The following is a 25,678-nucleotide window of genomic DNA, read 5'->3' on the forward strand; positions in this document are numbered from 1 at the left end:
TCATGGCCAAAACGTTATACGAAAAATTGTTTGATGCGCACGTCGTCTTTGAAGCGCAAAACGAAACCCCGCTGTTGTACATCGACAGACATCTGGTGCATGAAGTGACCTCTCCGCAAGCGTTTGATGGCCTGCGCGCGCATGGCCGTCAGGTACGCCAGCCGGGTAAAACCTTTGCCACCATGGATCACAACGTCTCTACCCAGACCAAAGACATCAACGCGTCGGGTGAGATGGCACGCATCCAGATGCAGGAGCTGATTAAGAACTGTAACGAATTTGGTGTCGAGCTGTATGACCTGAACCATCCGTATCAGGGTATCGTTCACGTGATGGGGCCAGAACAAGGCGTGACGTTGCCGGGTATGACCATCGTCTGCGGCGATTCCCACACCGCTACACACGGCGCGTTCGGCGCGCTGGCGTTTGGCATTGGCACCTCTGAAGTTGAACACGTTTTGGCGACGCAGACCCTGAAACAGGGGCGCGCCAAAACCATGAAGATTGAAGTCAACGGTAAAGCAGCCCCTGGCATTACCGCCAAAGATATTGTGCTGGCGATTATCGGTAAAACCGGTAGTGCAGGCGGTACCGGACACGTAGTTGAGTTTTGTGGCGAAGCCATCCGCGCGCTGAGCATGGAAGGCCGCATGACCCTGTGCAATATGGCCATTGAAATGGGTGCCAAAGCGGGCCTAGTCGCACCGGATGAAACCACCTTTAACTATGTGCAAGGGCGTTTACACGCACCGAAGGGCGAAGATTTTACCCACGCGGTTGAGTACTGGAAAACGCTGAAAACCGACGACAACGCCACCTTTGATACCGTCGTCACCCTGCAGGCAGAAGAGATCGCGCCACAGGTCACCTGGGGAACGAATCCGGGTCAGGTCATCTCGGTGAACGATAATATTCCCGACCCGGCGTCATTTGCCGATCCGGTAGAACGCGCATCGGCTGAGAAAGCGTTGGCTTACATGGGGCTGAAGCCAGGTATTCCGTTAACGGAAGTGGCTATCGATAAAGTGTTCATCGGTTCCTGCACCAACTCGCGTATTGAAGATTTACGCGCTGCGGCAGAAATCGCCAAAGGACGTAAAGTTGCGCCAGGCGTACAGGCACTGGTGGTGCCGGGCTCTGGTCCGGTGAAAGCGCAGGCGGAAGCAGAAGGTCTGGACAAGATCTTTATCGAAGCAGGATTCGAATGGCGTTTACCAGGCTGTTCCATGTGTCTGGCCATGAACAATGACCGCCTGAATCCGGGCGAGCGCTGCGCCTCCACCAGCAACCGTAATTTTGAAGGCCGTCAGGGCCGCGGTGGCCGCACGCATTTAGTCAGCCCGGCCATGGCCGCCGCTGCCGCCGTTACCGGTCATTTTGCCGACATTCGCAGCATCAAATAAGGAAACTACCATGGCAGAGAAATTTACCCAGCATACCGGCCTGGTTGTCCCACTGGATGCCGCCAACGTTGATACCGACGCAATCATTCCCAAACAGTTTTTGCAGAAGGTTACGCGTACCGGTTTTGGCGCTCATCTGTTCAACGACTGGCGTTTTCTGGACGAAAAAGGGCAACAGCCAAATCCTGAGTTCGTTTTGAACTTCCCGGAATATAAAGGGGCATCAATTCTGCTGGCGCGCGAAAACTTCGGCTGCGGTTCGTCACGCGAACATGCGCCGTGGGCGTTGACCGATTACGGTTTTAAAGTGGTGATTGCCCCAAGCTTTGCCGACATCTTCTACGGCAACAGTTTCAATAACCAACTGCTGCCGGTGACTCTGAGCGACGCGCAAGTAGATGAAATGTTTACCCTGGTGAAAGCCAATCCGGGCATTAAATTTGAAGTGGATCTGGAAGCGCAGGTGGTGAAAGCAGGCGATAAGTCCTACAGCTTTAAAATCGACGACTTCCGCCGCCACTGCATGCTGAACGGTCTGGACAGCATCGGGCTGACGCTGCAGCATGAAGCGGCCATCACCGAGTACGAAGACAAGCAGCCAGCGTTTATGCAGTAATCTCTCCCGCTGGTCACCGCACGGTGGCCAGCCTCTACTCTTCGCCTACAGCGTATCGCCGTAATAGATTTGGTAGCCAAGATTAACGCTGCCCGGCGCATCTTTCCCGTTCAAACGCTTAATCAGAATGTCCGCCGCCGTTTTGCCAATCTCATAGCGTGGTGTAATCACGCTGGCGATTTTTTGCAGCCGCGCGCGGCCAATTTCCAGCCCGTGGAAACCGGCAATCGCTATTTTTCCCGGCACATCGTACTGCTGTGCCTGACACTCCAGCAGCACGCCAACCGCCAGGTCATCGTTGGTACAGAAAATAGCGTCAATATCCGGCTTTTCCGCCATCGCCTGCTGAAACATCTTGCGGCCCAGCGCCACCGACGAAATCGTTTTTGGCGCAAGGTGGTACGCTTCCAGCCCCTGCGCTGCCAGCGCTTTCCCGGTACCGCGAAAACGGCTAAGGTCGCGGGGGTCGTCCATCGAGCCAAAGAAAGCAATGCTGCGTTTGCCGCTGTCGATAAAAGCCTGCGTCATTTCAAACGCGGCTTTTTCGTTATCAAACCCAACCTGAATATCAAGATACTGGCCGCTAATATCCATCAGTTCCGCCACCGGTACGCCGCTGGCGCGCACGTACTGGATCATCCGCTCGGTATGCAGCTTTCCCGTGAGGATCAGGCCGTCGATATTGTAAGAGAGCAGATTCAGCACCTCGCGTTCTTCACGCTCGGCGTCATATTCGTAGTTGGCGATCAACGTCTGGTACTGGCAAGCCGAGGTGACGGATTCAATTCCCGCCAGCACGTCGGCAAAAATCTGGTTACGAAAAGAAGGGATCAACACGCCGATGGTTTTACTGCGCGCATTGAGCAATATTTCCGGCGCGCGGTTAGGAATGTAGTTGTTCTCTTCCATCACTTTCGAAATCAATTCACGGCTGCGTTGCGACACCTGATTCGGGTCACGCAGATAACGGCTGACCGTCATCTTATTCAGACCGGCCAGATTAGCGATATCCTGTAATGTCATCCGATTGTTTTTCATGAGGTTCTCTACGACCAACATCCCATTATGCTCGCAGAGAACCTTATCACAGCCGGTTAGCGACTGCACTCCTCGCTCAACCTTAACGCGTTACCACCTCAGCCGACGGCGACGTGGTTTCATTTTGCGCACGAACGCAGTACATCAGCACCACCGATGACAGCAGAGCAATCGCCATGAAGGTGTAGGAGACGCCCGGCCCGCCGGTCACGCCGTTGAGGTAACCCACCAGCCACGCGCCGAGGAATGCCCCTAACGCGCCAAAACTGTTGATCATTCCCATCGACACGCCGGAGACGTTGCGCGGCAGCAGTTCGGGGATCAGCGCAAAGAACGGTCCGTAAGGCGCATACATACAGGCGGCGGCCACGACCAGCAGCGCGTAGGAGAGCCAGAAGGACTGGTTGCCCAACAGCCACGAGGCAAAGAACGCGATGGCGGCAATCAGCAGCAGCGGCCAGATAAACAGCTTACGGTTCTGGTATTTATCGGATAGCCAGGAAACCGTCAGCATCAGGCAGATCGCCGCCAGATACGGCACTGCCGCCAGCCAGCCCACCGCCACAATATCCATCTGCGCCGCGTTTTTCAGAATCGACGGCATCCACATCATGAAGCCATACACCCCGATGCTCCACAGCGCATGCACCGCGCAAAGCATAATGACGCTGCGTGAACGCATCGCTTCACCGTAGTTGCGCATCGGTTTGATGTCCCGCTGCTCGCGGTCCATCGCCTGCTGTAACGCCTGCTTCTCCTGCTCGCTCAACCAACCCGCATCCGCCGGTTTATCGCGCACCAGAATCACCCAGCAGAATGCCCAAATGACCGCAGGAATACCTTCAATGATAAACATTTCGCGCCAGCCCCAGGCTTCAATCAGGTAGCCAGAGACAATCGACATCCACAGCACTGTGACCGGGTTACCGAGAATTAAAAAGGTGTTGGCGCGCGAGCGTTCAGTTTTGGTAAACCAGTTGCTGATATAAATCAGCATCGCGGGCATCACCGCCGCTTCGACGATGCCGAGAATAAAGCGGATCGCCATCAGCGTTGGGATATTGCTGACAAAGCCGGTCGCCGCGGCACAAAGCCCCCAGAGGATCAGGCTGTAGAAAATCATTTTGCGCACGCTATGCTTGACGGCGTACATCGCGCCCGGCACCTGGAAGAAGAAGTAGCCCAGGAAGAACAACGCGCCAATTAACGATGCGGTTCCCTGAGTAATCCCTAAATCGTGTTCGATACCAGCGGCAGCGGCAAAGCCGTAATTCGCGCGATCAAGGTAGGCTAAGCTGTAGGTAATAAAAATAATCGGCATTAAATACCACCAGCGGCGCGCCGGCAGTTTTGCGAGCATATTCATACTCACTCCTCGGATTATCATTAAAGGATGAGGTCGCTTCCCGCGGCCTCGTTAGCGATCAAACCGCGGCCAGCATGCCGCCGTCCACAAACAGAAGATGCCCATTCACAAAGTCAGAGGCCGGTGCAGCAAGATAAACCGCCGCGCCGATCAACTCTTCCGGGTTACCCCAGCGAGCGGCGGGCGTGCGCTGGAACAGCCAGGCGGAGAATGCTTCATCGTTGACCAGCGCGGTAGTCATGTCGGTAGCGAAATAGCCGGGAGCAATGCCGTTGACCTGAATATTGTATTCCGCCAGTTCCACGCACATGCCACGGGTTAACATTTTGACCGCGCCTTTTGACGCCGCGTAGGGGGTAATGGTTTTACGTCCTAATTCGCTTTGCATTGAGCAGATATTAATAATCTTCCCGCGGCGGCGTTGCACCATGTAGCGGGAAACCTGCTGCGATACCAGAAAGACCGATTTCTGGTTTACATCAATCACTTTGTCCCATTCAGCCTCCGGGAATTCGGTGAAGGGATAACGACGCTGAATTCCGGCGTTGTTAATTAAAATATCAATGGCCCCAACTTCCTTTTCAATTTGCGCGATGGCGCACGCCACCTCTTCCCCGTTGGTAACATCAAATCCATAGCCAACAGCGCGATAGCCTTCGGCCACCAGTTTGTCCGCCGCCACCTGAGCACGCAGTTGGGTAATGTCGTTAATAACAATCTCAGCACCGTGCGCCGCCAGACCGCTGGCCAGCAGGTTACCAATGCCCTGAGCGGAACCGGTAATCAGCGCGCGTTTACCTGTCAGGTCGAATAGGTTTTTCATAAAAAACTCCTTTTTTGATAACTGTTACGCGTAACTGTATACGCGTAACAGTAGAAAAAAGAAGATCCAGGAAGAGGAAAATGATCGTTATGTGATCAACGTTACATTTACGTGCAAGATAAAAAAAGAGGGATAGGCCTGATAAGCGTAACGCGTTCAGGCCGTAGGGACAGGTTGCCTGATGGCGGCGTAAACGCCTTATCCGGCCTACAAAAACGACAAAAACTAATGCAAAATATCGCCAGTCCGGGCACTGCGACGCCAGGACTGCGCCGGACTAAACGTCCTTCACCCGCCCGGTCATCCACAGCGTAACCACCGCAATCACCGCAATCACCCAATAGACGGCATAGTGACCGTAGCTTTGCGCAACTGCCCCCTGAATCACCCCTGCCAGAATGACTCCCGTTGAAATACTGTTGGTAAATAATGTGGTCGCTGACCCCGCACGTCCGGGCATCAGATCCTGAAACCACAGCATGCCTATCCCGGCGATAATACCGATAAATACCGCGTTAAACAGTTGCAGCACCAGCAGCGCCGTACGGCTGTGAAAGAAGATCAAACCAATATAAAACAGCACGCCTGCCGCTACGGCCGCGATCATCATTCGCCGTTTACCAAAGCGCTTCACGTAATAGCCTGCCAGAATCATCGCCGGAATTTCCAGCCCAGCCGCCGTCCCCATCAGGATCCCGGCCAGCTTGTCCGGCAAGCCCAGTTCAAGACTTATCCACAGTGGCATATCAATGATGTACATGGTGTTGCAGGTCCACATCAGCGTGGAGGCAATAAACAACATACGCACATTTTTGTCCTGCCAACCGCCGGTCTGTTCCAGCGGCACGTCTACAGGCTGCTCCACCCGCGCGACAGACGGCAGTATCAGCGCAATCAGCACCAGGCTAATGGCAAAAATACCTGCGGCAATGGAAAACATCGCCGTAAAGCCGTAATTCAGCGCCAGCATGAATGCCAGTGGCGGTCCTATCACCCAGGCCAACGAAAGCTGCGCACGCATCACCGAGCTAAACATCACCACTTCACGCGCGGAGTTATCAGCATATTCTCGCGCCAGCGCAAACAGCTGCGGCATGGCGGTGTTCGCCAGCGAGGCCAGCAGCACACCGCAGGTGATCAGCGTGAGATAGTGGCGATTAAAGGCAAACAGCAGCGCATTGCCAATTGCCATCAGACAGCAGAACATGATCAACTTACGCCGATCGCCCTGGCTGTCGGATCGTTTCGCCAGGCCAAGGCTGACGACGATCCCGACAATCGCATTGACGGTGTAAAACAGCCCGACCCAAAATGGCTGCGCCCCGACTTCACGGCTCAGGAACAGACTCAGGGTGGGTGCCTGCAATGCCCCCGCCACGCCCATCATAAAAGCGACCAGCATAAATGCCGCGTAAACGCCGTTGAGGCGCCGTCCCATGGTCATAATCCAGAGCATATCTTTCCTTTTAAGCGCAGCTGAAACGAAAAAAGCCAGCAGATAATACCTGCTGGCGGGTGAACGAGGCTGTATCCTGCCATTATATCTGGCATCGACGCTGGGTAAAAAACGCATAATCCAGGCAGAGGGCGCTGGGTATAGAAATCTATTCCCAAGCCTGACAACGCAGAGTATGCGTTTTTTACACGCGTCCCGGAGGGCTGGGGCCATTTTTTCACATAGCTGTGTTGCTCACACCTTATTTGGTTCACCAAATTTCACTGTTCGCGCCTTGCCATGTGAAAAAATAGCCACCAGCGATGCTCAGATATAATGGCAGGATACAGCCTGCACCAATACTCAGTCACACATGATGTCTGCAATTTCCAATTCAGGAGTCAGATATCATCTCCCACTGCATCAGCTCTTCGAGCATCTTTAAGCGCTGCGGTGCGCTCAGGCAAGCCAACCAGGACGATTTTTCCGTCGTGGTAAAGTACTTCAACCAGAACTGACGCATAGATGACCCCTTCGTTGTCTCATCGCTTCATCGGAATCTATTATTGGCTTAATATAGGGATTATAAAATTGCTGAGTTTTCCGCAGGAGTTCCCCTTTTATGTCTTCTGGTCGTTTGCAACAACAGTTCATCCGTCTGTGGCAATGCTGTGACGGCAAAACGCAAGACACGACGCTCAACGAGCTGGCGGATCTGCTGAGCTGCTCGCGCCGCCATATGCGTACACTGCTTAATACCATGCAAGATCGCGGCTGGTTAACGTGGGAAGCTGAAGTTGGACGAGGTAAACGCTCGCGCCTGACATTCCTCTATACCGGGCTGGCGCTCCAGCAGCAGCGCGCGGAAGACCTACTGGAACAGGATCGCATCGATCAACTAGTGCAACTGGTCGGTGATAAAACGGCCGTACGGCAAATGCTGGTCTCCCATCTGGGTCGCAGCTTTCGCCAGGGTCGGCATATCATGCGCGTTCTCTATTATCGCCCCATGCACAACCTGCTCCCCGGCACGGCATTACGCCGCTCCGAAACCCATATCGCCCGGCAAATCTTCAGCGCCTTAATTCGGGTAAATGAGGAAAATGGGGAACTGGAAGCGGACATTGCCCATCACTGGCAGCAAATTTCACCTTTACACTGGCGATTCTTCCTGCGTCCGGGGATCCATTTTCATCATGGCCGCGAGCTGGAAATGGCAGATGTTATCGCCTCACTGATGCGCATTAACAGCCTGCCGCTGTACTCACACATCACGCAGATCGTCTCTCCCACGGCCTGGACGCTGGATATCCATCTGGCCCAGCCAGACCGCTGGCTTCCCTGGCTATTGGGGCAGGTCCCCGCCATGATCCTGCCGCGAGAATGGGAAACGCTAAACAACTTCTCCAGTCACCCGATTGGTACCGGTCCGTATGCGGTAATACGAAACACCAATAACCAACTGAAAATTCATGCATTTGATGATTACTTTGGCTACCGGGCCCTGATCGACGAAGTTAACGTTTGGGTATTACCCGACATCGGAGAAGAGCCTGGCGGCGGGTTAACGCTAAAAGGTCCCACAGAGGATGAAAAGGCGATCGAAAGCCGCCTCGAAGAAGGTTGCTACTACCTGCTGTTTGATGCGCGTAGCCACCGTGGCACTAACCAGGAGGTCCGTGAATGGGTAAGCCGCATTCTCTCGCCAACGAATTTAATCTGCCACGCCGACGAACAGTACCAGCGACTGTGGTTTCCCGCGTATGGTTTACTCCCCCGCTGGCATCACGCAAAACCCGGCCATGGTGAAAAACCCGCCGGGCTGGAAACGCTGACAATCACTTACTATCGCGATCACATCGAACACCGGATTATCGCGCAGATCATGAAGACATTGCTCGCGCAACATCAGGTGCAGTTGAATATTCAGGAGATCGACTACGATCAATGGCATGCAGGTGAAATCGTCAGCGATATCTGGCTCAACAGCGCCAACTTTACCCTACCGCTCGACTTCTCACTGTTCGCCCATTTATGCGAAGTCCCGTTGCTGCAAAACTGTATCTCGCGGGACTGGGAAAACGATGCGGCTCGCTGGCGAACGGGCGAAATGAGCCTGGCAGCATGGTGCCAACAGCTGCTCGCCACAAAGGCCATTGTGCCATTAATCCACCACTGGCTGATCATTCAGGGACAGCGCAGTATGCGCGGGCTGCGCATGAATACCCTCGGCTGGTTTGATTTTAAATCGGCGTGGTTTGCTCCGCCGGATCCTTAATTGCTGCTAAGCAACAAAATCATTACACTAACGCCGTTCTCAACGGGGTGCTAAATAAAAACATACACAAAATCATTCGATCTGCGTATGGGCTGAGAGATACCCGTCGAACCTGATCCGGATAATGCCGGCGAAGGGATTTGAGGCTTATCTCAAGTCCTTTGCCACCCAACTCTTGAGGTGCAAAGTGTTTAAAAAATGTCTTCCGCTTTTACTGCTGTGCGCAGCGCCTGTCTTCGCCAAACCTGTACTGACCGTCTATACCTACGACTCGTTCGCAGCGGACTGGGGCCCGGGCCCAACAATCAAAAAAGCCTTTGAAGCTGACTGCAATTGCGAGCTGAAACTGGTCGCGCTGGAAGATGGCGTCTCGCTGCTTAACCGCCTGCGCATGGAAGGAAAAAACAGCAAAGCCGACGTCGTGCTGGGTCTGGATAACAACCTTCTGGAAGCCGCCACACAAACCAAACTGTTTGCCCAAAGTGGTGTAACCAACGACACCGTTAACGTACCCGGCGGCTGGAAAAACGATACCTTCGTGCCGTTTGACTACGGTTATTTCGCCTTCGTTTATGATAAGAACAAGCTGAAGAATCCGCCCAAAAGCCTGAAAGAACTGGTAGAGAGCGACCAAAAATGGCGCGTCATTTATCAGGATCCACGCACCAGCACGCCAGGTCTGGGTCTGCTGCTATGGATGCAGAAAGTCTATGGTGATAAAGCGCCAGAGGCGTGGCAGAAACTGGCAGCCAAAACCGTCACCGTCACCAAGGGCTGGAGCGAAGCCTACGGCCTGTTCCTGAAAGGTGAAAGCGATCTGGTGCTCAGCTACACCACCTCTCCGGCCTATCACATCATCGCCGAGAAAAAAGACAACTACGCCGCCGCTAATTTTAGTGAAGGCCACTATTTGCAGGTAGAAGTCGCCGCCCGCACCGCGGCCAGCAAGCAGCCGGAACTGGCCGAGAAATTCCTGAAGTTCATGGTGTCTCCGGCATTCCAGAATGCGATTCCGACCGGCAACTGGATGTATCCCGTGACGCAAGTCGCCCTGCCGTCAGGATTCGAGCAACTGAATAAACCGACCACCGCGCTGGAATTTACGCCGCAGCAGGTTGCGACTCAACGTCAGGCATGGATTAGCGAATGGCAACGCGCCGTCAGCCGTTAATCCCCGGCTGGCTGGTTCCAGGGCTTACCGCCGCCACGCTGATGGTGGCCGTTGCCCTGGCCGCGTTTCTGGCACTGTGGTTTAACGCCCCGCAGGGAGAGTGGTTCTCGCTGTGGCAAGATGACTACCTGTGGCACGTGGTGCGCTTTTCTTTCTGGCAGGCTTTTCTATCCGCTGTGCTGTCGGTTGTCCCGGCGATTTTCCTTGCCAGAGCGCTCTATCGTCGCCGTTTTCCAGGACGTCTGGCGCTGCTGCGTCTGTGCGCAATGACGTTAATCCTGCCGGTGCTGGTCGCGGTATTCGGTATTCTTAGCGTCTACGGTCGCCAGGGTTGGTTGGCCTCACTCTGGCATACATTCGGGCTGGAGTGGACGTTTTCGCCATACGGTTTACAGGGCATTCTGCTGGCGCATGTCTTTTTCAATCTGCCGATGGCCAGCCGCCTGCTGTTACAATCGCTGGAGAGTATTCCCGGCGAACAGCGGCAGTTAGCCGCTCAGTTGGGTATGCGTGGCTGGCATTTCTTCCGTTTTGTTGAATGGCCGTGGCTGCGTCGTCAGATCCTGCCCGTCGCAGCACTCATCTTTATGCTGTGCTTCGCCAGCTTCGCCACCGTTCTGTCGCTGGGCGGCGGGCCACAGGCTACGACCATCGAGCTGGCTATCTATCAGGCGCTGAATTTTGATTACGATCCTGCCCGCGCAGCCATGCTGGCGTTGATCCAGATGGTTTGTTGTTTGGCGCTGGTGCTTCTCAGTCAACGTCTGAGCCGCGCGATTGCTCCCGGTGCTACCCTGGTACAAGGCTGGCGCGATCCTGACGATCGCCTGCACAGCCGACTGACTGACGCAATCCTGATTATTCTGGCCCTGTTGCTGTTGCTGCCGCCGCTGCTGGCGGTGATTGTCGATGGCTTAAACCGCCATGTTCTGGATGTACTGGTGCAGCCAGTGCTATGGCAGGCGCTGGGAACCTCGCTGCGCATCGCATTAGCAGCAGGAGCGTTATGCGTCATACTCACCATGATGCTGTTATGGAGCAGTCGTGAACTTCGTGCACGACAGCAGATGCTGGCAGGTCAGATGCTGGAGCTGAGCGGCATGATGATCCTCGCCATGCCGGGTATCGTGCTGGCAACCGGCTTCTTTCTGCTGCTCAATAACACTATTGGGCTTCCCGAATCTGCCGACGGCATTGTCATTTTTACCAATGCGCTGATGGCGATCCCTTATGCATTGAAGGTGCTGGAAAACCCAATGCGTGACGTCACTGCGCGCTATAGTATGTTGTGCCAGTCGTTGGGCATTGAGGGATGGTCGCGCCTGAAAGTGGTTGAACTGCGCGCCCTGAAGCGCCCGCTGGCACAGGCGATGGCGTTTGCCTGCGTGCTGTCGATTGGCGATTTTGGCGTAGTGGCGTTATTTGGTAATGAAGATTTCCGCACCCTGCCGTTTTATTTATATCAGCAGATTGGCTCTTATCGCAGTCAGGATGGCGCAGTTACGGCGTTATTACTGCTGATCCTGTGCTTTACGCTGTTTACCGTTATTGAGAAATTGCCGGGTCGAAATGTTAAAACTGATTGATATCACATGGCTTTATCACCATCTGCCCATGCGCTTTACGCTGTCGGTCGCGCACGGTGAGCAGATAGCGATACTCGGGCCCAGCGGCGCCGGGAAAAGTACGCTGCTGAATCTGATTGCCGGCTTTCTCACGCCTGCCAGCGGTAACATGGTGATTGACGGTGAAGATCACACCACGACACCACCCTCGCGCCGTCCTGTTTCTATGCTGTTTCAGGAAAACAACCTGTTCAGCCATCTGAGCGTACAGCAAAACATCGGCCTGGGCCTGAATCCTGGATTGAAGCTTAACGCATCGCAGCGGGAGAAAATACTCCACATCGCCCAGCAAATGGGGATCGACTCTCTGCTGGAACGCCTCCCCGGTGAGCTTTCCGGCGGGCAGCGGCAGCGCGTGGCGCTGGCGCGTTGTCTGGTGCGGGAACAACCTATTTTACTGCTTGATGAACCGTTCTCTGCACTTGATCCCGCGCTGCGCCAGGAGATGCTAACGCTGGTGGCCGAAGTCTGTCGCGAGAAGCAGCTGACGTTACTGATGGTTTCCCACAGCGTAGAAGATGCGGCGCGAATTGCGCCACGCTCGATTGTGGTCGCCGACGGGCGCATCGCCTGGCAGGGCGATACGGACGATCTGTTAAGCGGTAACGCTAGCGCCTCGGCGCTATTGGGCATTAAAGCATAATGCGTTGCCGGATGACGGCGTGAACGCCTTATCCGGCCTACATAATGTGCGACCTGTAGGCCGGATAAGGCGAAGCCGCCATCCGGCAAAGGAATCGTCAGTAACCCACCACTTTGCGCAGAATATCGATATACACCGGCATCAGCGGATGGCGCAGTAACGCCACCAGGGCGACCACGCCGATCCCGAGCGTCAACGGCGCCAGATACAGCAAACGGCTGCGGGGGAAATACGCCGTTAAGCGATCGACAGCCGCTTTGCCACTGCGCCATAGCCGCCAGCAAAACCAGCCGCCCACCCAGAGCAACACCGCCGTCGCCAGCAGCAACCATTTGAAATCCCCGCTCTGCATATCAGAAGGAATATCAATTGCCGCTCCCGCCAGGATCCCCGGCAGGAAGTAGAACGGTGGCCACAGCACGCAGCCGATAATATTCGGGACGATAAATTTAGCGACAGGCAGATCCAGCATGCCTGCTACCATCGGCACCAGCGGACGCGTCGGTCCGACAAAACGCCCCACCAGAATAGTAAACATGCTGTGCTGATGCAGGGCGTGCTCGGTTTTATCCAGCAACGCCTTGTTCTTTTTCATGAACGACCAACGGTGCAATGGCTTTTTAAAGCGCCAGCCCAGCCAAAAAGAGATCCAGTCCCCCAATAAGCAACCTATAATGCCCGCAAGCCAGGCATGCCAGAAGTTCAGTTCGCCGCTGCCAATCAGCGCCCCCAGCCCCGCCATCATCACGGTCCCAGGTAGAATCAGGCCAACCAGCGCCAGCGACTCCAAAAAAGCCACCAGAAGTACGGCGATCAGAGAGTACAGGGCGGACTGGAGAATAAAGTGTTCCAGCAATGCTTGCATAATGTGTCCGTCAAATTTACGAAGCAGGGATTTTGATAACCCCTCTCAACTTCGTCAAGCCATCAATTGTCTGAATAGATTGCGAGTTATGACAACTTTCAGGATACATCATTCACTTTTTATTCACATCCAGCACGAAACTCGCTCGGACTGGCGCCGGTACATTTTTTGAAAACACGAGAGAAATAAAGCTGGTCGTCAAAGCCAACATTGCGACCTACGGTGGCAATGGGCATACGTGTGGTACTCAGTAATAGCTTCGCCTGGCTGATGCGCTGGTCCTCGCGCCAGCTTAATACGCTGATACCTAACTGCTGACGGAACAGATGCGACAAACGGGAAGGCGACAGGCAGACGTGCTGCGCGACGCTGGCGATATCAAAATTGCTGTCCGCCAGGTGATCGCTGATGTACTGGCAGGCATCGCGGACGCGGTTGTCCATGGGCGGGTGTAGCGATTCATTGATGGCTTCCATACGTCGGAGCAATAATTGTTCCAGTAAATTAATCGCCAGCAGTTCGGAATAACGACCTTCTCCCTGCCCGGCGTTAATTATCTGCCCAAACAGCTCGTTAAAATGCGGCTGATGCGCTTCATCCGGGCGGAAAAAACCGGTCTGGGCAAAAATGGCTGGCCAGGTCAGCCACTCCTGCCAGTAGGCGCGCGGGCGAAAGTAAACCCACTGGTGATACCACTCGCTGGCGTCAGGGTGGCGTCCGTAGTGGTGAATTTCTCCTGGTGGAAACAACAGAATATCGCCAGGCCGACAGACAAACTGCTTGCCCTGATTATTGATAACCCCTTCGCCACGGATGGTGAGATTGAGGATATAACCCTTCATACCCAGCGGCCTGTCGATAAAAAAATCCAGGTATCCGTTCGCCTCAATGGGGGTTAATCCGGCCACCAAATGCGCGTTAAACGAATAACCTGGCAACAGGGGATCGTTTTGCGTTTCAGCCATAATTTCAATACTCCCTATGTCCTGCCAAGAAACAATTTGTCCATATTACGCCAGACATCATCGCTGTCGCCCCTGCGGGCCGCTGTATTTGCGGTAATGGACCACCAATCCCGCTTGTGAAAAGCTCTTTGTAAAAAACATGTACTACGCCAACGTCAAAATCGGCTAACAAAAGTGTCTATAACTACGGCAGAAATGTCCACATTGATTATTTGCACAGCGTCACACTTTGTGATGCCACAGCATTTTAATCCATAAGATTAGCGGATCCTGCCTGACGGTTTTTATCGCTACTCACTACTGTTTATCCATACCCGTATTTTTGGATGGAGTAAGACGATGGCGATTGCAATTGGCCTCGATTTTGGTAGTGATTCAGTACGCGCTTTGGCGGTGGAATGTGCCACCGGCGAAGAGATCGCCACCAGCGTTGAGTGGTATCCACGTTGGCAGGAAGGGCAGTATTGCGATGGCCCAAACAACCAGTTTCGCCATCATCCGCGCGACTACATTGAATCCATGGAAGCGGCGCTGAAAACCGTATTGGCCGAACTGAGCGCTGAACAGCGCGCGGAAGTGGTCGGGATCGGCGTTGACAGTACCGGCTCAACCCCGGCGCCCATCGATGCAGACGGTAACGTACTGGCACTGCGTCCGGAGTTCGCGGAAAACCCGAATGCAATGTTTGTCCTGTGGAAAGATCACACCTCAGTAGAAGAAGCCGAAGAAATCACCCGCCTGTGCCACACACCGGGCAAGATCGATTACTCCCGCTATATCGGCGGCATTTATTCCAGCGAATGGTTCTGGGCCAAAATCCTGCATGTAACTCGTCAGGACCATGCGGTAGCCGAAGCTGCGGTCTCGTGGATTGAGCTATGCGATTGGGTTCCGGCCCTGCTCTCCAACACCGTACGCCCACAGGATATTCGTCGCGGTCGCTGCAGCGCCGGACATAAATCCCTGTGGCATGAAAGCTGGGGTGGTCTGCCGCCAGCCAGTTTCTTTGACGAACTCGACCCCATCCTCAACCGCCATCTGCAATACCCAATGTTTACCAATACCTTCACCGCGGATCTGCCGGTTGGCACCCTGTGCGCCGAGTGGGCACAGCGCCTGGGGCTACCGGAAAGCGTGGTGATTGCAGGCGGTGCTTTTGACTGCCATATGGGCTCGGTTGGCGCAGGCGCACAGCCTAACACGCTGGTGAAAGTCATCGGCACGTCGACCTGCGACATTCTGATTGCCGACAAGCACAGCGTCGGCGAACGCGCGGTGAAAGGCATATGCGGCCAGGTTGATGGCAGCGTAGTACCTGATTTTATTGGCCTCGAAGCTGGCCAGTCTGCATTCGGTGATATCTATGCCTGGTTTAGCCGCGTGCTGAGCTGGCCTCTGGAACAGCTTGCCGCACAGCATCCGGAACTGCAGTCCCAGATTAAAGCCAGTCAAAAACAGCTGCTGCCTGCACTCACTGAAGCATGGGCGAAAAATCCATCACTGGAGCATCTCCCGGTGGTGCTCGACTGGTTCAACGGTCGCCGTACGCCCAATGCCAACCAGCGCTTGAAAGGGGTAATTACCGATCTGAACCTAGCAACTGACGCGCCAGCGCTGTTCGGTGGGCTGATTGCCGCCACGGCCTTTGGCGCACGCGCCATTATGGAATGCTTCACCGAACAAGGCATTGCGGTTAACAACGTAATGGCGCTTGGCGGTATCGCGCGCAAAAACCCGGTCATCATGCAGGCCTGCTGTGACGTGCTGAACCGCCCGCTACAGATTGTCGCTTCAGACCAGTGCTGCGCACTCGGTGCGGCTATCTTCGCTGCCGTTGCCGCGAAAGTACACGCGGATATCCCAGCCGCTCAGCAGCAAATGGCAAGCGCCGTGGAAAACACGCTGCAACCTCGCCCAGAGCAGGCTCAACGTTTTGAACAACTCTACCGCCGCTATCAGCAGTGGGCGGTAAGCGCTGAACAACAATACCTTCCGACTGCCGCTCCGGCGCAACAAGCCCCGGTAGACCTGGCAACCCTGACACATTAAGGACACGACAATGACGATTTTTGATAACTATGAAGTGTGGTTTGTGATTGGTAGCCAGCATCTGTATGGCCCTGAAACCCTGCGTCAGGTAACCCAACATGCGGAGCACGTCGTTAACGCACTGAATACTGAAGCCAAACTGCCCTGTAAGCTGGTATTAAAGCCGCTGGGAACTTCCCCTGACGAGATTACCGCTATCTGTCGTGACGCTAACTACGACGATCGCTGTGCAGGGATGGTGGTCTGGCTGCATACCTTCTCCCCGGCCAAAATGTGGATTAACGGCCTGACTATCCTCAACAAACCGCTGATGCAGTTCCACACCCAGTTCAACGCCGCCCTGCCGTGGGACAGCATTGATATGGACTTTATGAACCTGAACCAGACTGCGCACGGCGGTCGTGAGTTCGGCTTCATCGGCGCACGTATGCGTCAGCAGCATGCCGTGGTCACCGGTCACTGGCAGGATAAACAAGCGCATGAACGCATTGGCTCCTGGATGCGCCAGGCCGTGTCCAAACAGGATACCCGCCACCTGAAAGTCTGCCGCTTTGGCGACAACATGCGTGAAGTTGCGGTCACCGATGGCGATAAAGTCGCTGCGCAGATCAAGTTCGGTTTCTCGGTAAACACCTGGGCCGTGGGCGATCTGGTGCAGGTAGTGAACGCAATTAGCGACGGCGAAATCAACGCGCTAATCGATGAGTACGAAAGCACCTACACCATGACGGCGGCGACGCAAGTCCACGGTGAAAAACGTCAGAACGTCCTGGAAGCGGCCCGTATTGAACTGGGGATGAAGCGCTTCCTGGAACAGGGTGGATTCCACGCCTTCACCACCACATTTGAAGATTTACACGGCCTGAAACAGCTCCCGGGTCTGGCCGTACAGCGTCTGATGCAGCAAGGCTATGGCTTTGCGGGCGAAGGCGACTGGAAAACCGCCGCTCTGCTTCGCATCATGAAGGTGATGTCAACCGGTCTGCAGGGCGGCACCTCATTTATGGAGGATTACACCTACCACTTCGAGAAAGGCAACGATCTGGTACTCGGTTCGCACATGCTGGAAGTTTGCCCGTCCATCGCGGTGGAAGAGAAACCGATCCTCGACGTACAGCACCTCGGCATTGGTGGTAAAGACGATCCCGCCCGTCTGATCTTCAACACTAAAACCGGCCCGGCCGTGGTTGCCAGCCTGATCGATCTCGGCGATCGTTTTCGCCTGCTGGTTAACTGCATCGACACGGTACAAACACCGCACTCCCTGCCGAAACTGCCTGTAGCTAACGCGCTGTGGAAAGCTCACCCGGATCTTCCAACTGCATCTGAAGCCTGGATCCTGGCCGGTGGCGCGCACCACACCGTGTTCAGCCACGCGCTGGATCTGAACGATATGCGCCAGTTCGCTGAAATGCACGATATCGAGATCGCGGTGATCGATAACGATACCCGCCTGCCGGCCTTTAAGGACGCGCTGCGCTGGAACGAAGTGTATTACGGGTTCAAACGTTAATTGTCGAAACGGATTGCCCGGTGGCATTTCATTTACCGGGCCTACAAATCACCGTAGGCCGGATAAGCGAAGCGCCATCCGGCATTCAGGAGTTAACATGCTAGAAGATCTTAAACGTCAGGTACTGGAAGCCAATCTGGCGTTGCCTAAGCACAATCTGGTCACCCTGACCTGGGGGAACGTCAGCGCCGTCGATCGCGAGCGCGGCGTGTTTGTGATTAAACCTTCCGGGGTCGATTACAGTGTAATGACCGCAGACGATATGGTGGTAGTCAGTATCGCCACGGGTGAAGTAGTCGAAGGCCAGAAGAAGCCCTCTTCCGATACCCCAACGCACCGACTGCTGTATCAGGCATTCCCGACCATTGGCGGCATTGTTCACACCCATTCGCGTCATGCAACCATCTGGGCGCAGGCGGGGCAGTCGATTCCGGCCACGGGTACCACCCATGCGGACTATTTCTACGGTTCGATTCCCTGCACACGGAAAATGACCGACGAAGAAATCAACGGCGAATATGAATGGGAAACCGGCAATGTAATCGTTGAAACCTTTGAGAAACAAGGTATTGACGCCGCGCAGATGCCTGGCGTGCTAGTGCACTCTCACGGTCCGTTTGCCTGGGGAAAAAATGCCGAAGATGCAGTGCATAACGCCATCGTGCTGGAAGAAGTCGCCTACATGGGGATCTTCTGTCGCCAGCTCGCGCCGCAATTGCCAGATATGCAACAAACATTGTTAGATAAGCATTACCTGCGTAAACACGGTGCTAAAGCCTACTACGGGCAATAGTCCCTGCTGACACATAACAACTGTATAAAATCACAGCCAATCTATCAGAACCAGGCTATAATAATGCCTGGTTTTTTAATGGATACACAGCGTGGCGCAGGCAGGCTTTATTCTAACCCGACACTGGCGGGACACTCCGCAGGGAACTGAGGTCTCATTCTGGCTGGCTACAGACGATGGGCCGCTGCAGGTCACGCTTGCGCCACAGGAGTCAGTCGCGTTTATTCCCACCAGTCAGGTTCCTCGCGTCACCTCACTATTACGTACTGAAAACGGCTATCGCCTGACGCCTCTTCAGTTGCAAGACTTCCACCGCCAGCCCGTTTCCGGCCTGTATTGCCGCTCACATCGCCAGCTTATGCGGCTGGAAAAACTGCTGCGCGAAAACGCAGTCACCGTCTACGAAGCTGACGTACGGCCGCCGGAGCGGTATCTAATGGAGCGCTTTATCACCTCCCCTGTTTGGGTCGAAGGCGACAGACATGACGACATGCTGGTTAATGCCCGCCTGAAGCCGAACCCTGACTATCGACCACCGCTAAAATGGGTATCGCTGGATATCGAAACCACGCGCCACGGCGAACTCTACTGCATCGGTCTTGAGGGCTGTGGGCAGCGTATTGTCTATATGCTCGGCCCGGCAAACGGTGATGCCTCTGCGCTGGATTTTGAACTTGAGTACGTTGCAAGCCGCCCGCAGTTGTTGGAAAAGCTCAATGACTGGATTGCCCGTCACGATCCTGATGTGATAATCGGCTGGAACGTCGTGCAATTCGATTTACGCGTCCTGCAAAAGCACGCCGAACGTTACCGCATTCCCCTGCGTTTTGGTCGTGACAATAGCGAGCTGGAGTGGCGCGAGCATGGCTTCAAAAACGGCGTGTTCTTCGCGCAGGCTAAAGGTCGCCTGATTATCGACGGCATTGAGGCGCTCAAATCCGCATTCTGGAATTTCTCGTCATTTTCGCTGGAGACGGTGTCGCAGGAGCTACTGGGCGAAGGGAAGTCAATTGATAATCCCTGGGACAGGATGGACGAAATCGATCGCCGGTTTGCCCAGGATAAGCCCGCGCTCGCCACCTACAATCTCAAAGACTGTGAGTTGGTCACGCGTATTTTTCATAAAACCGAGATCATGCCATTTCTGCTGGAACGATCGACGGTCAACGGTCTGCCGGTCGACCGGCACGGTGGTTCAGTTGCCGCCTTCGGACATCTCTACCTGCCACGAATGCACCGGGCGGGTTATGTGGCACCGAACCTGGGTGAAGTCCCCGCGCACGCCAGCCCCGGTGGCTACGTGATGGACTCGCGCCCCGGCTTATACGACTCGGTACTGGTGCTGGATTACAAAAGCCTGTACCCCTCAATAATTCGTACTTTTTTAATCGATCCGGTGGGGCTTATCGAAGGAATGGCGCAGCCGGATCCGGAGCACAGCACCGAAGGGTTCCTTGACGCCTGGTTCTCACGTGAAAAGCACTGCCTGCCGGAAATCGTGACCCGGATCTGGCATGGTCGCGATGAAGCAAAACGCCGCGGCAATAAGCCGCTCTCGCAGGCGCTGAAAATCATCATGAACGCATTTTACGGCGTGCTGGGAACCACCGCCTGTCGCTTTTTCGACCCGAGACTGGCCTCGTCCATTACCATGCGCGGCCATGCGATCATGCGCCAGACCAAAGCGCTGATTGAAGCTCAGGGTTACGACGTTATCTATGGCGATACCGACTCGACCTTTGTCTGGCTGAAAAAGGCGCACTCAGAAGATGATGCCGCCCGGATTGGCCGTGAGCTGGTGAGCTACGTCAACGACTGGTGGGCGCAGTCGCTGAAACAACAAAACCTGACCAGTGCGCTGGAGCTGGAATTTGAAACCCATTTTTGTCGCTTTCTGATGCCGACCATTCGCGGTGCAGATACCGGCAGTAAAAAACGCTATGCAGGGATGATTCAGGACGGCGCTGAGCAACGTATGGTGTTTAAGGGACTGGAAACGGTACGAACCGACTGGACGCCGCTGGCCCAACAGTTTCAGCAGGAGCTATACCTGCGAATTTTTCGTAACGAACCTTATCAGGAGTTTGTTCGCGAGACTATTGACCGTCTGATGGCCGGTGAAATGGATGAACAACTGGTGTACCGCAAGCGCCTGCGCCGCCCGTTAAGCGAATACCAGCGAAATGTTCCACCACACGTGCGCGCCGCGCGCCTCGCCGATGAGCAGAATGTAAAGCTGGGGCGTCCACCGCAGTATCAAAATCGCGGAACCATAAAATATGTCTGGACGGTCAATGGCCCAGAACCTGTTGATTATCAGCTATCTGCGCTCGATTACGAGCATTATCTGACACGCCAGATCCAACCCGTTGCCGAGGGAATTCTTCCCTTTATTGACGATAATTTTGCTACACTACTCACAGGGCAACTGGGGTTATTTTGACGCGTGACGAAACCGTCGCCATCCAGTACCATAGCGCCCTTTCCATTCCTGGACCCCAATACACTTGCTGCCACTTTACTCTGGCAGAGGGTGAGTATTGCCTGCAACTAAAGATATAGAGCCGAACATATATGCCTTTTACACTTGGTCAACGCTGGATCAGCGATACAGAAAGCGAATTGGGACTTGGTACCGTTGTCGCCATGGATGCGCGAACCGTCACATTACTTTTCTCATCGACGGGCGAAAACCGTCTGTATGCGCGCAGTGATTCCCCCGTGACCCGCGTGATGTTCAATCCTGGCGATACGATAACAAGCCATGAAGGCTGGCAACTGCATGTCGATGAAGTAAAAGAAGAAAACGGCCTGCTTGCCTATATCGGAACCCGCCTGGATACCGAAGAAACCGGTGTCATGCTGCGTGAAGTACTACTCGACAGCAAACTGGTATTCAGCAAACCACAAGATCGCCTGTTTGCCGGCCAGATTGACCGCATGGATCGCTTTGCTCTGCGCTATCGCGCCCGTAAATTTCAGAGCGAACAATACCGTATGCCGTGGAGTGGGTTGCGTGGTCAACGTACCAGCCTGATCCCTCACCAACTGAACATTGCCCATGATGTTGGCCGTCGTCATGCCCCTCGCGTTTTACTGGCAGACGAAGTGGGTTTAGGTAAAACCATTGAAGCCGGGATGATCCTGCATCAACAACTGCTGTCCGGCGCCGCAGAGCGCGTGCTGATCATCGTCCCGGAGACATTACAGCACCAGTGGCTGGTCGAAATGCTGCGTCGCTTCAACCTGCGTTTTGCACTGTTTGATGATGAGCGTTATGCAGAAGCGCAGCACGATGCCTACAACCCATTTGAAACCGAACAACTGGTCATCTGCTCGCTGGACTTTGCCCGTCGCAGTAAACAGCGCCTGGAGCATCTGTGTGACGCCGAATGGGATCTGCTGATCGTCGATGAAGCGCATCACCTGGTGTGGAGCGAAGACGCGCCCAGCCGCGAATATATGGCCATTGAACAACTGGCAGAACGTGTGCCGGGCATCCTGCTGCTAACCGCTACACCGGAGCAGCTGGGCATGGAAAGTCACTTTGCTCGTCTGCGCCTGCTGGACCCCAGCCGTTTTCACGATTTCGCCCAGTTTGTTGAAGAGCAAAAAAATTATCGTCCGGTCGCCGACGCCGTCGCTATGTTATTGGCAGGCAACAAGCTGAGTAACAGTGAGCTGAACATGTTAGGCGACATGATTGGCGAGCAGGACATTGAGCCGCTATTGCAAGCGGCAAACAGCGACAGCGAAGATGCCCAGAGCGCGCGTCAGGAGCTGGTTTCGATGCTGATGGACCGCCATGGCACCAGCCGCGTGCTGTTCCGTAACACCCGTAATGGTGTGAAAGGCTTCCCAAAACGCGAGCTGCACACCATCAAGCTGCCGCTGCCGACCCAATACCAGACGGCGATTAAAGTCTCCGGCATTATGGGTGCGCGTAAAAGCGCGGAAGACCGGGCGCGCGATATGCTCTACCCGGAACAGATTTATCAGGAATTCGAAGGCGATACCGGCACCTGGTGGAACTTTGACCCGCGCGTGGAATGGCTGATGGGCTATCTGACCAGCCACCGCTCGCAAAAAGTATTAGTTATCTGTGCAAAAGCCACCACTGCGCTTCAGCTGGAGCAGGTTCTGCGCGAGCGCGAAGGTATCCGCGCTGCCGTGTTCCATGAAGGGATGTCGATCATTGAGCGTGACCGCGCCGCAGCCTGGTTTAGCGAAGAAGATAGCGGCGCCCAGGTAATGCTGTGTTCTGAAATCGGCTCCGAAGGGCGTAACTTCCAGTTCGCCAGCAATCTGGTGATGTTTGACCTGCCGTTCAACCCGGACCTGCTGGAACAGCGTATTGGCCGCCTGGACCGTATTGGTCAGGCACATGATATTCAGATCCACGTTCCGTACCTGGAAAAAACCGCACAATCCGTGCTGGTGCGCTGGTACCATGAAGGTCTGGATGCGTTTGAACATACCTGCCCGACCGGCCGTACCATCTACGACACGGTCTATAACAATCTGATCGGCTACCTGGCTGAACCAGAAAATACCGATGGCTTTGACGATCTGATCAAAACCTGTCGCGAACAACATGACGCGCTGAAAGCTCAGCTGGAGCAAGGTCGCGATCGTCTGCTGGAGATCCACTCTAACGGCGGTGAAAAAGCGCTGGCACTGGCTGAGAGTATTGAAGAACAGGACGATGATACCAGCCTGATCGCCTTCGCCATGAACCTGTTTGATATCGTTGGTATTAATCAGGATGACCGTGGTGACAATTTGATCGTGCTGACACCGTCCGATCATATGCTGGTGCCAGATTTCCCTGGATTGCCGGAAGATGGCTGCACCATTACGTTTGAGCGTGATGTCGCTCTGTCGCGTGAAGACGCTCAGTTTATTACCTGGGAGCATCCGTTAATCCGTAATGGTCTGGATCTTATCCTCTCTGGCGACACCGGCAGTAGCACCATTTCGTTGTTGAAAAATAAAGCATTACCGGTCGGAACGCTGTTGGTTGAGCTGGTGTATGTGGTTGAAGCGCAAGCGCCGAAACAGCTGCAGCTGAACCGCTTCCTGCCGCCAACGCCGGTACGTATGCTGCTGGATAAAAACGGCAATAACCTCGCTGCACAGGTTGAGTTCGAAACCTTTAACCGTCAGCTCAGCGCCGTTAACCGCCACACCGGCAGTAAACTGGTCAACGCCGTGCAGCAGGACGTTCATGCTATTCTGCAACTCGGTGAAGCACAGGTGGAAAAATCAGCCCGCGCGCTGATCGACGCGGCGCGTAAAGAAGCGGACGAAAAACTGACTGCGGAACTCTCCCGTCTGGAAGCGCTGCGTGCCGTTAACCCGAACATCCGTGATGACGAACTCAGCGCAATTGAAAGCAACCGTCAGCAGGTGATGGAAAGCCTGGATCAGGCGGGCTGGCGTCTGGATGCCCTGCGCCTGATCGTCGTGACGCATCAGTAACGGAGCCATACATGGGGATGGAAAACTACAATCCGCCGCAGGAACCCTGGTTGGTCATCCTGTATCAGGATGAGCACATTATGGTGGTCAACAAGCCGAGCGGTTTGTTGTCTGTGCCGGGTCGTCTGGATGAGCACAAAGACAGCGTGATGACGCGTATCCAGCGCGATTATCCGCAGGCTGAATCCGTCCATCGTCTGGATATGGCCACCAGCGGCGTGATTGTAGTCGCGCTAACCAAAGCGGCAGAGCGCGAGCTAAAACGGCAGTTTCGCGAGCGCGAACCGAAAAAACAGTATGTTGCACGCGTCTGGGGGCATCCCGCTCCGGCCGAGGGTCTGGTTGATTTACCGCTGATTTGCGACTGGCCGAACAGGCCAAAACAAAAAGTGTGTTATGAGACCGGGAAATCAGCGCAGACAGAGTATGAGGTGGTGGAGTTCGCGGCGGATAACACCGCCTGGGTCGTGCTTAAACCGATTACCGGACGCTCCCACCAGCTGCGTGTGCATATGCTGGCGTTAGGGCATCCAATCCTCGGCGATCGCTTCTATGCTCCGCCTGAAGCGCTGGCGTTGGCACCCCGCCTGCTGCTGCACGCCGAGATGCTAACCATCACGCATCCCGAATACGGCAACAGTATGACGTTTAAAGTCCCGGCGGATTTTTAAATTCTGAGCCAATTTATGCCGGGGGCGCTTCGCTTGCCCGGCCTACATTCATTACCGTAGGCCGGATAAAGCGCTAGCCGCATCCGGCATAATTATTATTTAAAGCCTTTTTGTTCTTTGATTAACTCGTAAGCCTTCTGGATTTCCTGCGCTTTTTGCTTCGCCATTTCCATCATCTCTGGCGGCAGACCTTTCGCGACCAGTTTGTCCGGATGGTGCTCGCTCATCAGCTTACGGTAAGCGCGCTTTATGGTAGTCGCATCATCGGTCGTTTTCACACCCAGCACATTACAGGCGTCTTCCAGCGTCGGGCCGCGTTGCGCCTGCTGCCAGCCACCGCCGCCAGACTGCTGCTGATATCCGCCGCCAAACTGTGCGCCGCCCTGCATCATGCGCAGGAACTGATCAAATTGGGTACGTGAGATCCCCAACTCTTCAGCAATCACATACAGCACTTCACGCTCATTAGGATGTAACGACCCATCGGCAAATGCCGCCTGGATTTGAATTTCCAGAAACATGCGGATCAGATCGAATCGACCAAAACAGACGCTGCGAAACTGACGCATCTTTTCACGTAATGGATAATTATCCGATTTTCCTACCCGGAAGGCGTGTTGTGCAGCCGTTCGCGAGTCACCGTGCAAATTCATCCGATCCATCAACTGGCTGGCGATATGAATATCGGCTTCCGTGACGCGACCTTTGGATTTGGTCAAATGTCCCATCACCTCAAAAGTGGTGGCAAAAAACAGCGCCTGGCGTTCACGTTGGTTGGCAAACCACGCCATTTTGCGCATGCGGGCTTTGTCGAACATGTGGCCAACTAACAGCCCCAGAACCACACCCCAGAAGCCGCCACCCATCATTAAGGCCACGGCTACACCAATTATCTTTCCCCAATACTGCATAGACTCCCCAAATCTTTATGCTCTCAGCCAGG

General features: G+C 54.6%; 20 protein-coding genes and 1 riboswitch. Of the genes, 12 read left to right on the top strand and 8 right to left on the bottom strand.

Annotation, left to right across the window (positions count from 1 at the left end; genetic code table 11):
* The first annotated feature begins 2 nt into the window (after positions 1 to 2).
* A complete protein-coding gene (leuC, locus tag SK33_RS19675) occupies positions 3 to 1,403 on the top strand; it encodes a 3-isopropylmalate dehydratase large subunit (protein ID WP_003845726.1) in 1,401 nt (466 codons plus the stop codon).
* Positions 1,404 to 1,413: 10 nt separating this feature from the next.
* The gene (gene leuD, locus SK33_RS19680; RefSeq protein ID WP_003837416.1) at positions 1,414 to 2,019 is read left to right on the top strand and encodes a 3-isopropylmalate dehydratase small subunit; all 606 of its coding nucleotides are present in this window, start codon (positions 1,414 to 1,416) and stop codon (positions 2,017 to 2,019) included.
* A 45-nt stretch (positions 2,020 to 2,064) separates the two neighbouring features.
* Here the strand turns inward: leuD and idnR are convergent, their stop codons facing one another.
* From idnR to sgrT, 5 genes are all read right to left on the bottom strand, one after another.
* Positions 2,065 to 3,057 (bottom strand): DNA-binding transcriptional regulator IdnR, encoded by a 993-nt coding sequence (idnR, locus tag SK33_RS19685; RefSeq protein WP_048219716.1) that lies wholly within the window; start codon positions 3,055 to 3,057, stop codon positions 2,065 to 2,067.
* Positions 3,058 to 3,139: 82 nt separating this feature from the next.
* Positions 3,140 to 4,423, bottom strand: a complete 1,284-nt coding sequence (locus SK33_RS19690; protein WP_048219718.1) for an MFS transporter — start codon at positions 4,421 to 4,423, stop codon at positions 3,140 to 3,142.
* Positions 4,424 to 4,481: 58 nt separating this feature from the next.
* Positions 4,482 to 5,246, bottom strand: a complete 765-nt coding sequence (idnO, locus tag SK33_RS19695) for a gluconate 5-dehydrogenase (protein ID WP_048219720.1) — start codon at positions 5,244 to 5,246, stop codon at positions 4,482 to 4,484.
* Between the two features lie 277 nt (positions 5,247 to 5,523).
* Positions 5,524 to 6,702 (bottom strand): sugar efflux transporter, encoded by a 1,179-nt coding sequence (locus tag SK33_RS19700; RefSeq protein ID WP_048219722.1) that lies wholly within the window; start codon positions 6,700 to 6,702, stop codon positions 5,524 to 5,526.
* A gap of 373 nt (positions 6,703 to 7,075) precedes the next feature.
* Positions 7,076 to 7,204, bottom strand: coding sequence for a glucose uptake inhibitor SgrT (gene sgrT / locus SK33_RS19705; RefSeq protein WP_048219724.1), 129 nt, complete (start codon positions 7,202 to 7,204; stop codon positions 7,076 to 7,078).
* A 99-nt stretch (positions 7,205 to 7,303) separates the two neighbouring features.
* Here sgrT and sgrR point away from each other — a divergent pair, with 99 nt between their 5' ends.
* From sgrR to thiQ, 4 genes are all read left to right on the top strand, one after another.
* Entirely contained in the window at positions 7,304 to 8,959 is a 1,656-nt protein-coding gene (gene sgrR / locus SK33_RS19710; protein WP_003837406.1) for an HTH-type transcriptional regulator SgrR, read from the top strand.
* Between the two features lie 33 nt (positions 8,960 to 8,992).
* A riboswitch (TPP riboswitch) is annotated at positions 8,993 to 9,116 on the top strand.
* Positions 9,117 to 9,146: 30 nt separating this feature from the next.
* Positions 9,147 to 10,130, top strand: coding sequence for a thiamine ABC transporter substrate binding subunit (gene thiB, locus SK33_RS19715; RefSeq protein ID WP_048219726.1), 984 nt, complete (start codon positions 9,147 to 9,149; stop codon positions 10,128 to 10,130).
* Positions 10,106 to 11,716, top strand: a complete 1,611-nt coding sequence (gene thiP / locus SK33_RS19720; RefSeq protein ID WP_048219728.1) for a thiamine/thiamine pyrophosphate ABC transporter permease ThiP — start codon at positions 10,106 to 10,108, stop codon at positions 11,714 to 11,716. The genes thiB and thiP overlap by 25 nt, the downstream gene beginning before the upstream one ends.
* Positions 11,700 to 12,398 carry a thiamine ABC transporter ATP-binding protein ThiQ gene (gene thiQ, locus SK33_RS19725; protein WP_003018829.1) on the top strand — a complete coding sequence of 233 codons (699 nt, stop codon included), beginning with the start codon at positions 11,700 to 11,702 and terminating at the stop codon, positions 12,396 to 12,398. The genes thiP and thiQ overlap by 17 nt, the downstream gene beginning before the upstream one ends.
* 97 nt (positions 12,399 to 12,495) lie before the next feature.
* Here thiQ and SK33_RS19730 read toward each other — a convergent pair whose 3' ends face one another.
* Together SK33_RS19730 and araC are read right to left on the bottom strand one after the other, a co-directional pair.
* Positions 12,496 to 13,263 carry a DedA family protein gene (locus SK33_RS19730; RefSeq protein ID WP_003837398.1) on the bottom strand — a complete coding sequence of 256 codons (768 nt, stop codon included), beginning with the start codon at positions 13,261 to 13,263 and terminating at the stop codon, positions 12,496 to 12,498.
* A 119-nt stretch (positions 13,264 to 13,382) separates the two neighbouring features.
* The gene (araC, locus tag SK33_RS19735; protein ID WP_003018834.1) at positions 13,383 to 14,228 is read right to left on the bottom strand and encodes an arabinose operon transcriptional regulator AraC; all 846 of its coding nucleotides are present in this window, start codon (positions 14,226 to 14,228) and stop codon (positions 13,383 to 13,385) included.
* Positions 14,229 to 14,567: 339 nt separating this feature from the next.
* On the opposite strand from araC, the gene araB reads away from it, so the two are divergent.
* The 6 genes from araB to rluA all read left to right on the top strand — a co-directional run bounded on the left by araB (position 14,568) and on the right by rluA (position 24,735).
* Positions 14,568 to 16,277: a ribulokinase gene (gene araB / locus SK33_RS19740; RefSeq protein WP_048219730.1), complete on the top strand. Its 1,710-nt coding sequence runs from the start codon at positions 14,568 to 14,570 to the stop codon at positions 16,275 to 16,277.
* 10 nt (positions 16,278 to 16,287) lie between these two features.
* Complete coding sequence (araA, locus tag SK33_RS19745) at positions 16,288 to 17,790, top strand: L-arabinose isomerase (protein ID WP_032948509.1); 1,503 nt, start codon at positions 16,288 to 16,290, stop codon at positions 17,788 to 17,790.
* Positions 17,791 to 17,887: 97 nt separating this feature from the next.
* Positions 17,888 to 18,583 (top strand): L-ribulose-5-phosphate 4-epimerase, encoded by a 696-nt coding sequence (gene araD, locus SK33_RS19750; RefSeq protein ID WP_003018841.1) that lies wholly within the window; start codon positions 17,888 to 17,890, stop codon positions 18,581 to 18,583.
* A 91-nt stretch (positions 18,584 to 18,674) separates the two neighbouring features.
* Positions 18,675 to 21,026 carry a DNA polymerase II gene (gene polB / locus SK33_RS19755; RefSeq protein WP_048219732.1) on the top strand — a complete coding sequence of 784 codons (2,352 nt, stop codon included), beginning with the start codon at positions 18,675 to 18,677 and terminating at the stop codon, positions 21,024 to 21,026.
* A 131-nt stretch (positions 21,027 to 21,157) separates the two neighbouring features.
* Positions 21,158 to 24,064 carry an RNA polymerase-associated protein RapA gene (rapA, locus tag SK33_RS19760; RefSeq protein ID WP_003837386.1) on the top strand — a complete coding sequence of 969 codons (2,907 nt, stop codon included), beginning with the start codon at positions 21,158 to 21,160 and terminating at the stop codon, positions 24,062 to 24,064.
* An 11-nt stretch (positions 24,065 to 24,075) separates the two neighbouring features.
* Positions 24,076 to 24,735, top strand: a complete 660-nt coding sequence (gene rluA, locus SK33_RS19765; protein ID WP_048219734.1) for a bifunctional tRNA pseudouridine(32) synthase/23S rRNA pseudouridine(746) synthase RluA — start codon at positions 24,076 to 24,078, stop codon at positions 24,733 to 24,735.
* Between the two features lie 95 nt (positions 24,736 to 24,830).
* Here the strand turns inward: rluA and djlA are convergent, their stop codons facing one another.
* A complete protein-coding gene (djlA, locus tag SK33_RS19770; RefSeq protein ID WP_003845702.1) occupies positions 24,831 to 25,646 on the bottom strand; it encodes a co-chaperone DjlA in 816 nt (271 codons plus the stop codon).
* Positions 25,647 to 25,678 lie beyond the last annotated feature (32 nt).

Origin of the sequence: Citrobacter sp. MGH103, assembly GCF_001034475.2 — a bacterium.
GTDB lineage: Bacteria > Pseudomonadota > Gammaproteobacteria > Enterobacterales > Enterobacteriaceae > Citrobacter > Citrobacter freundii.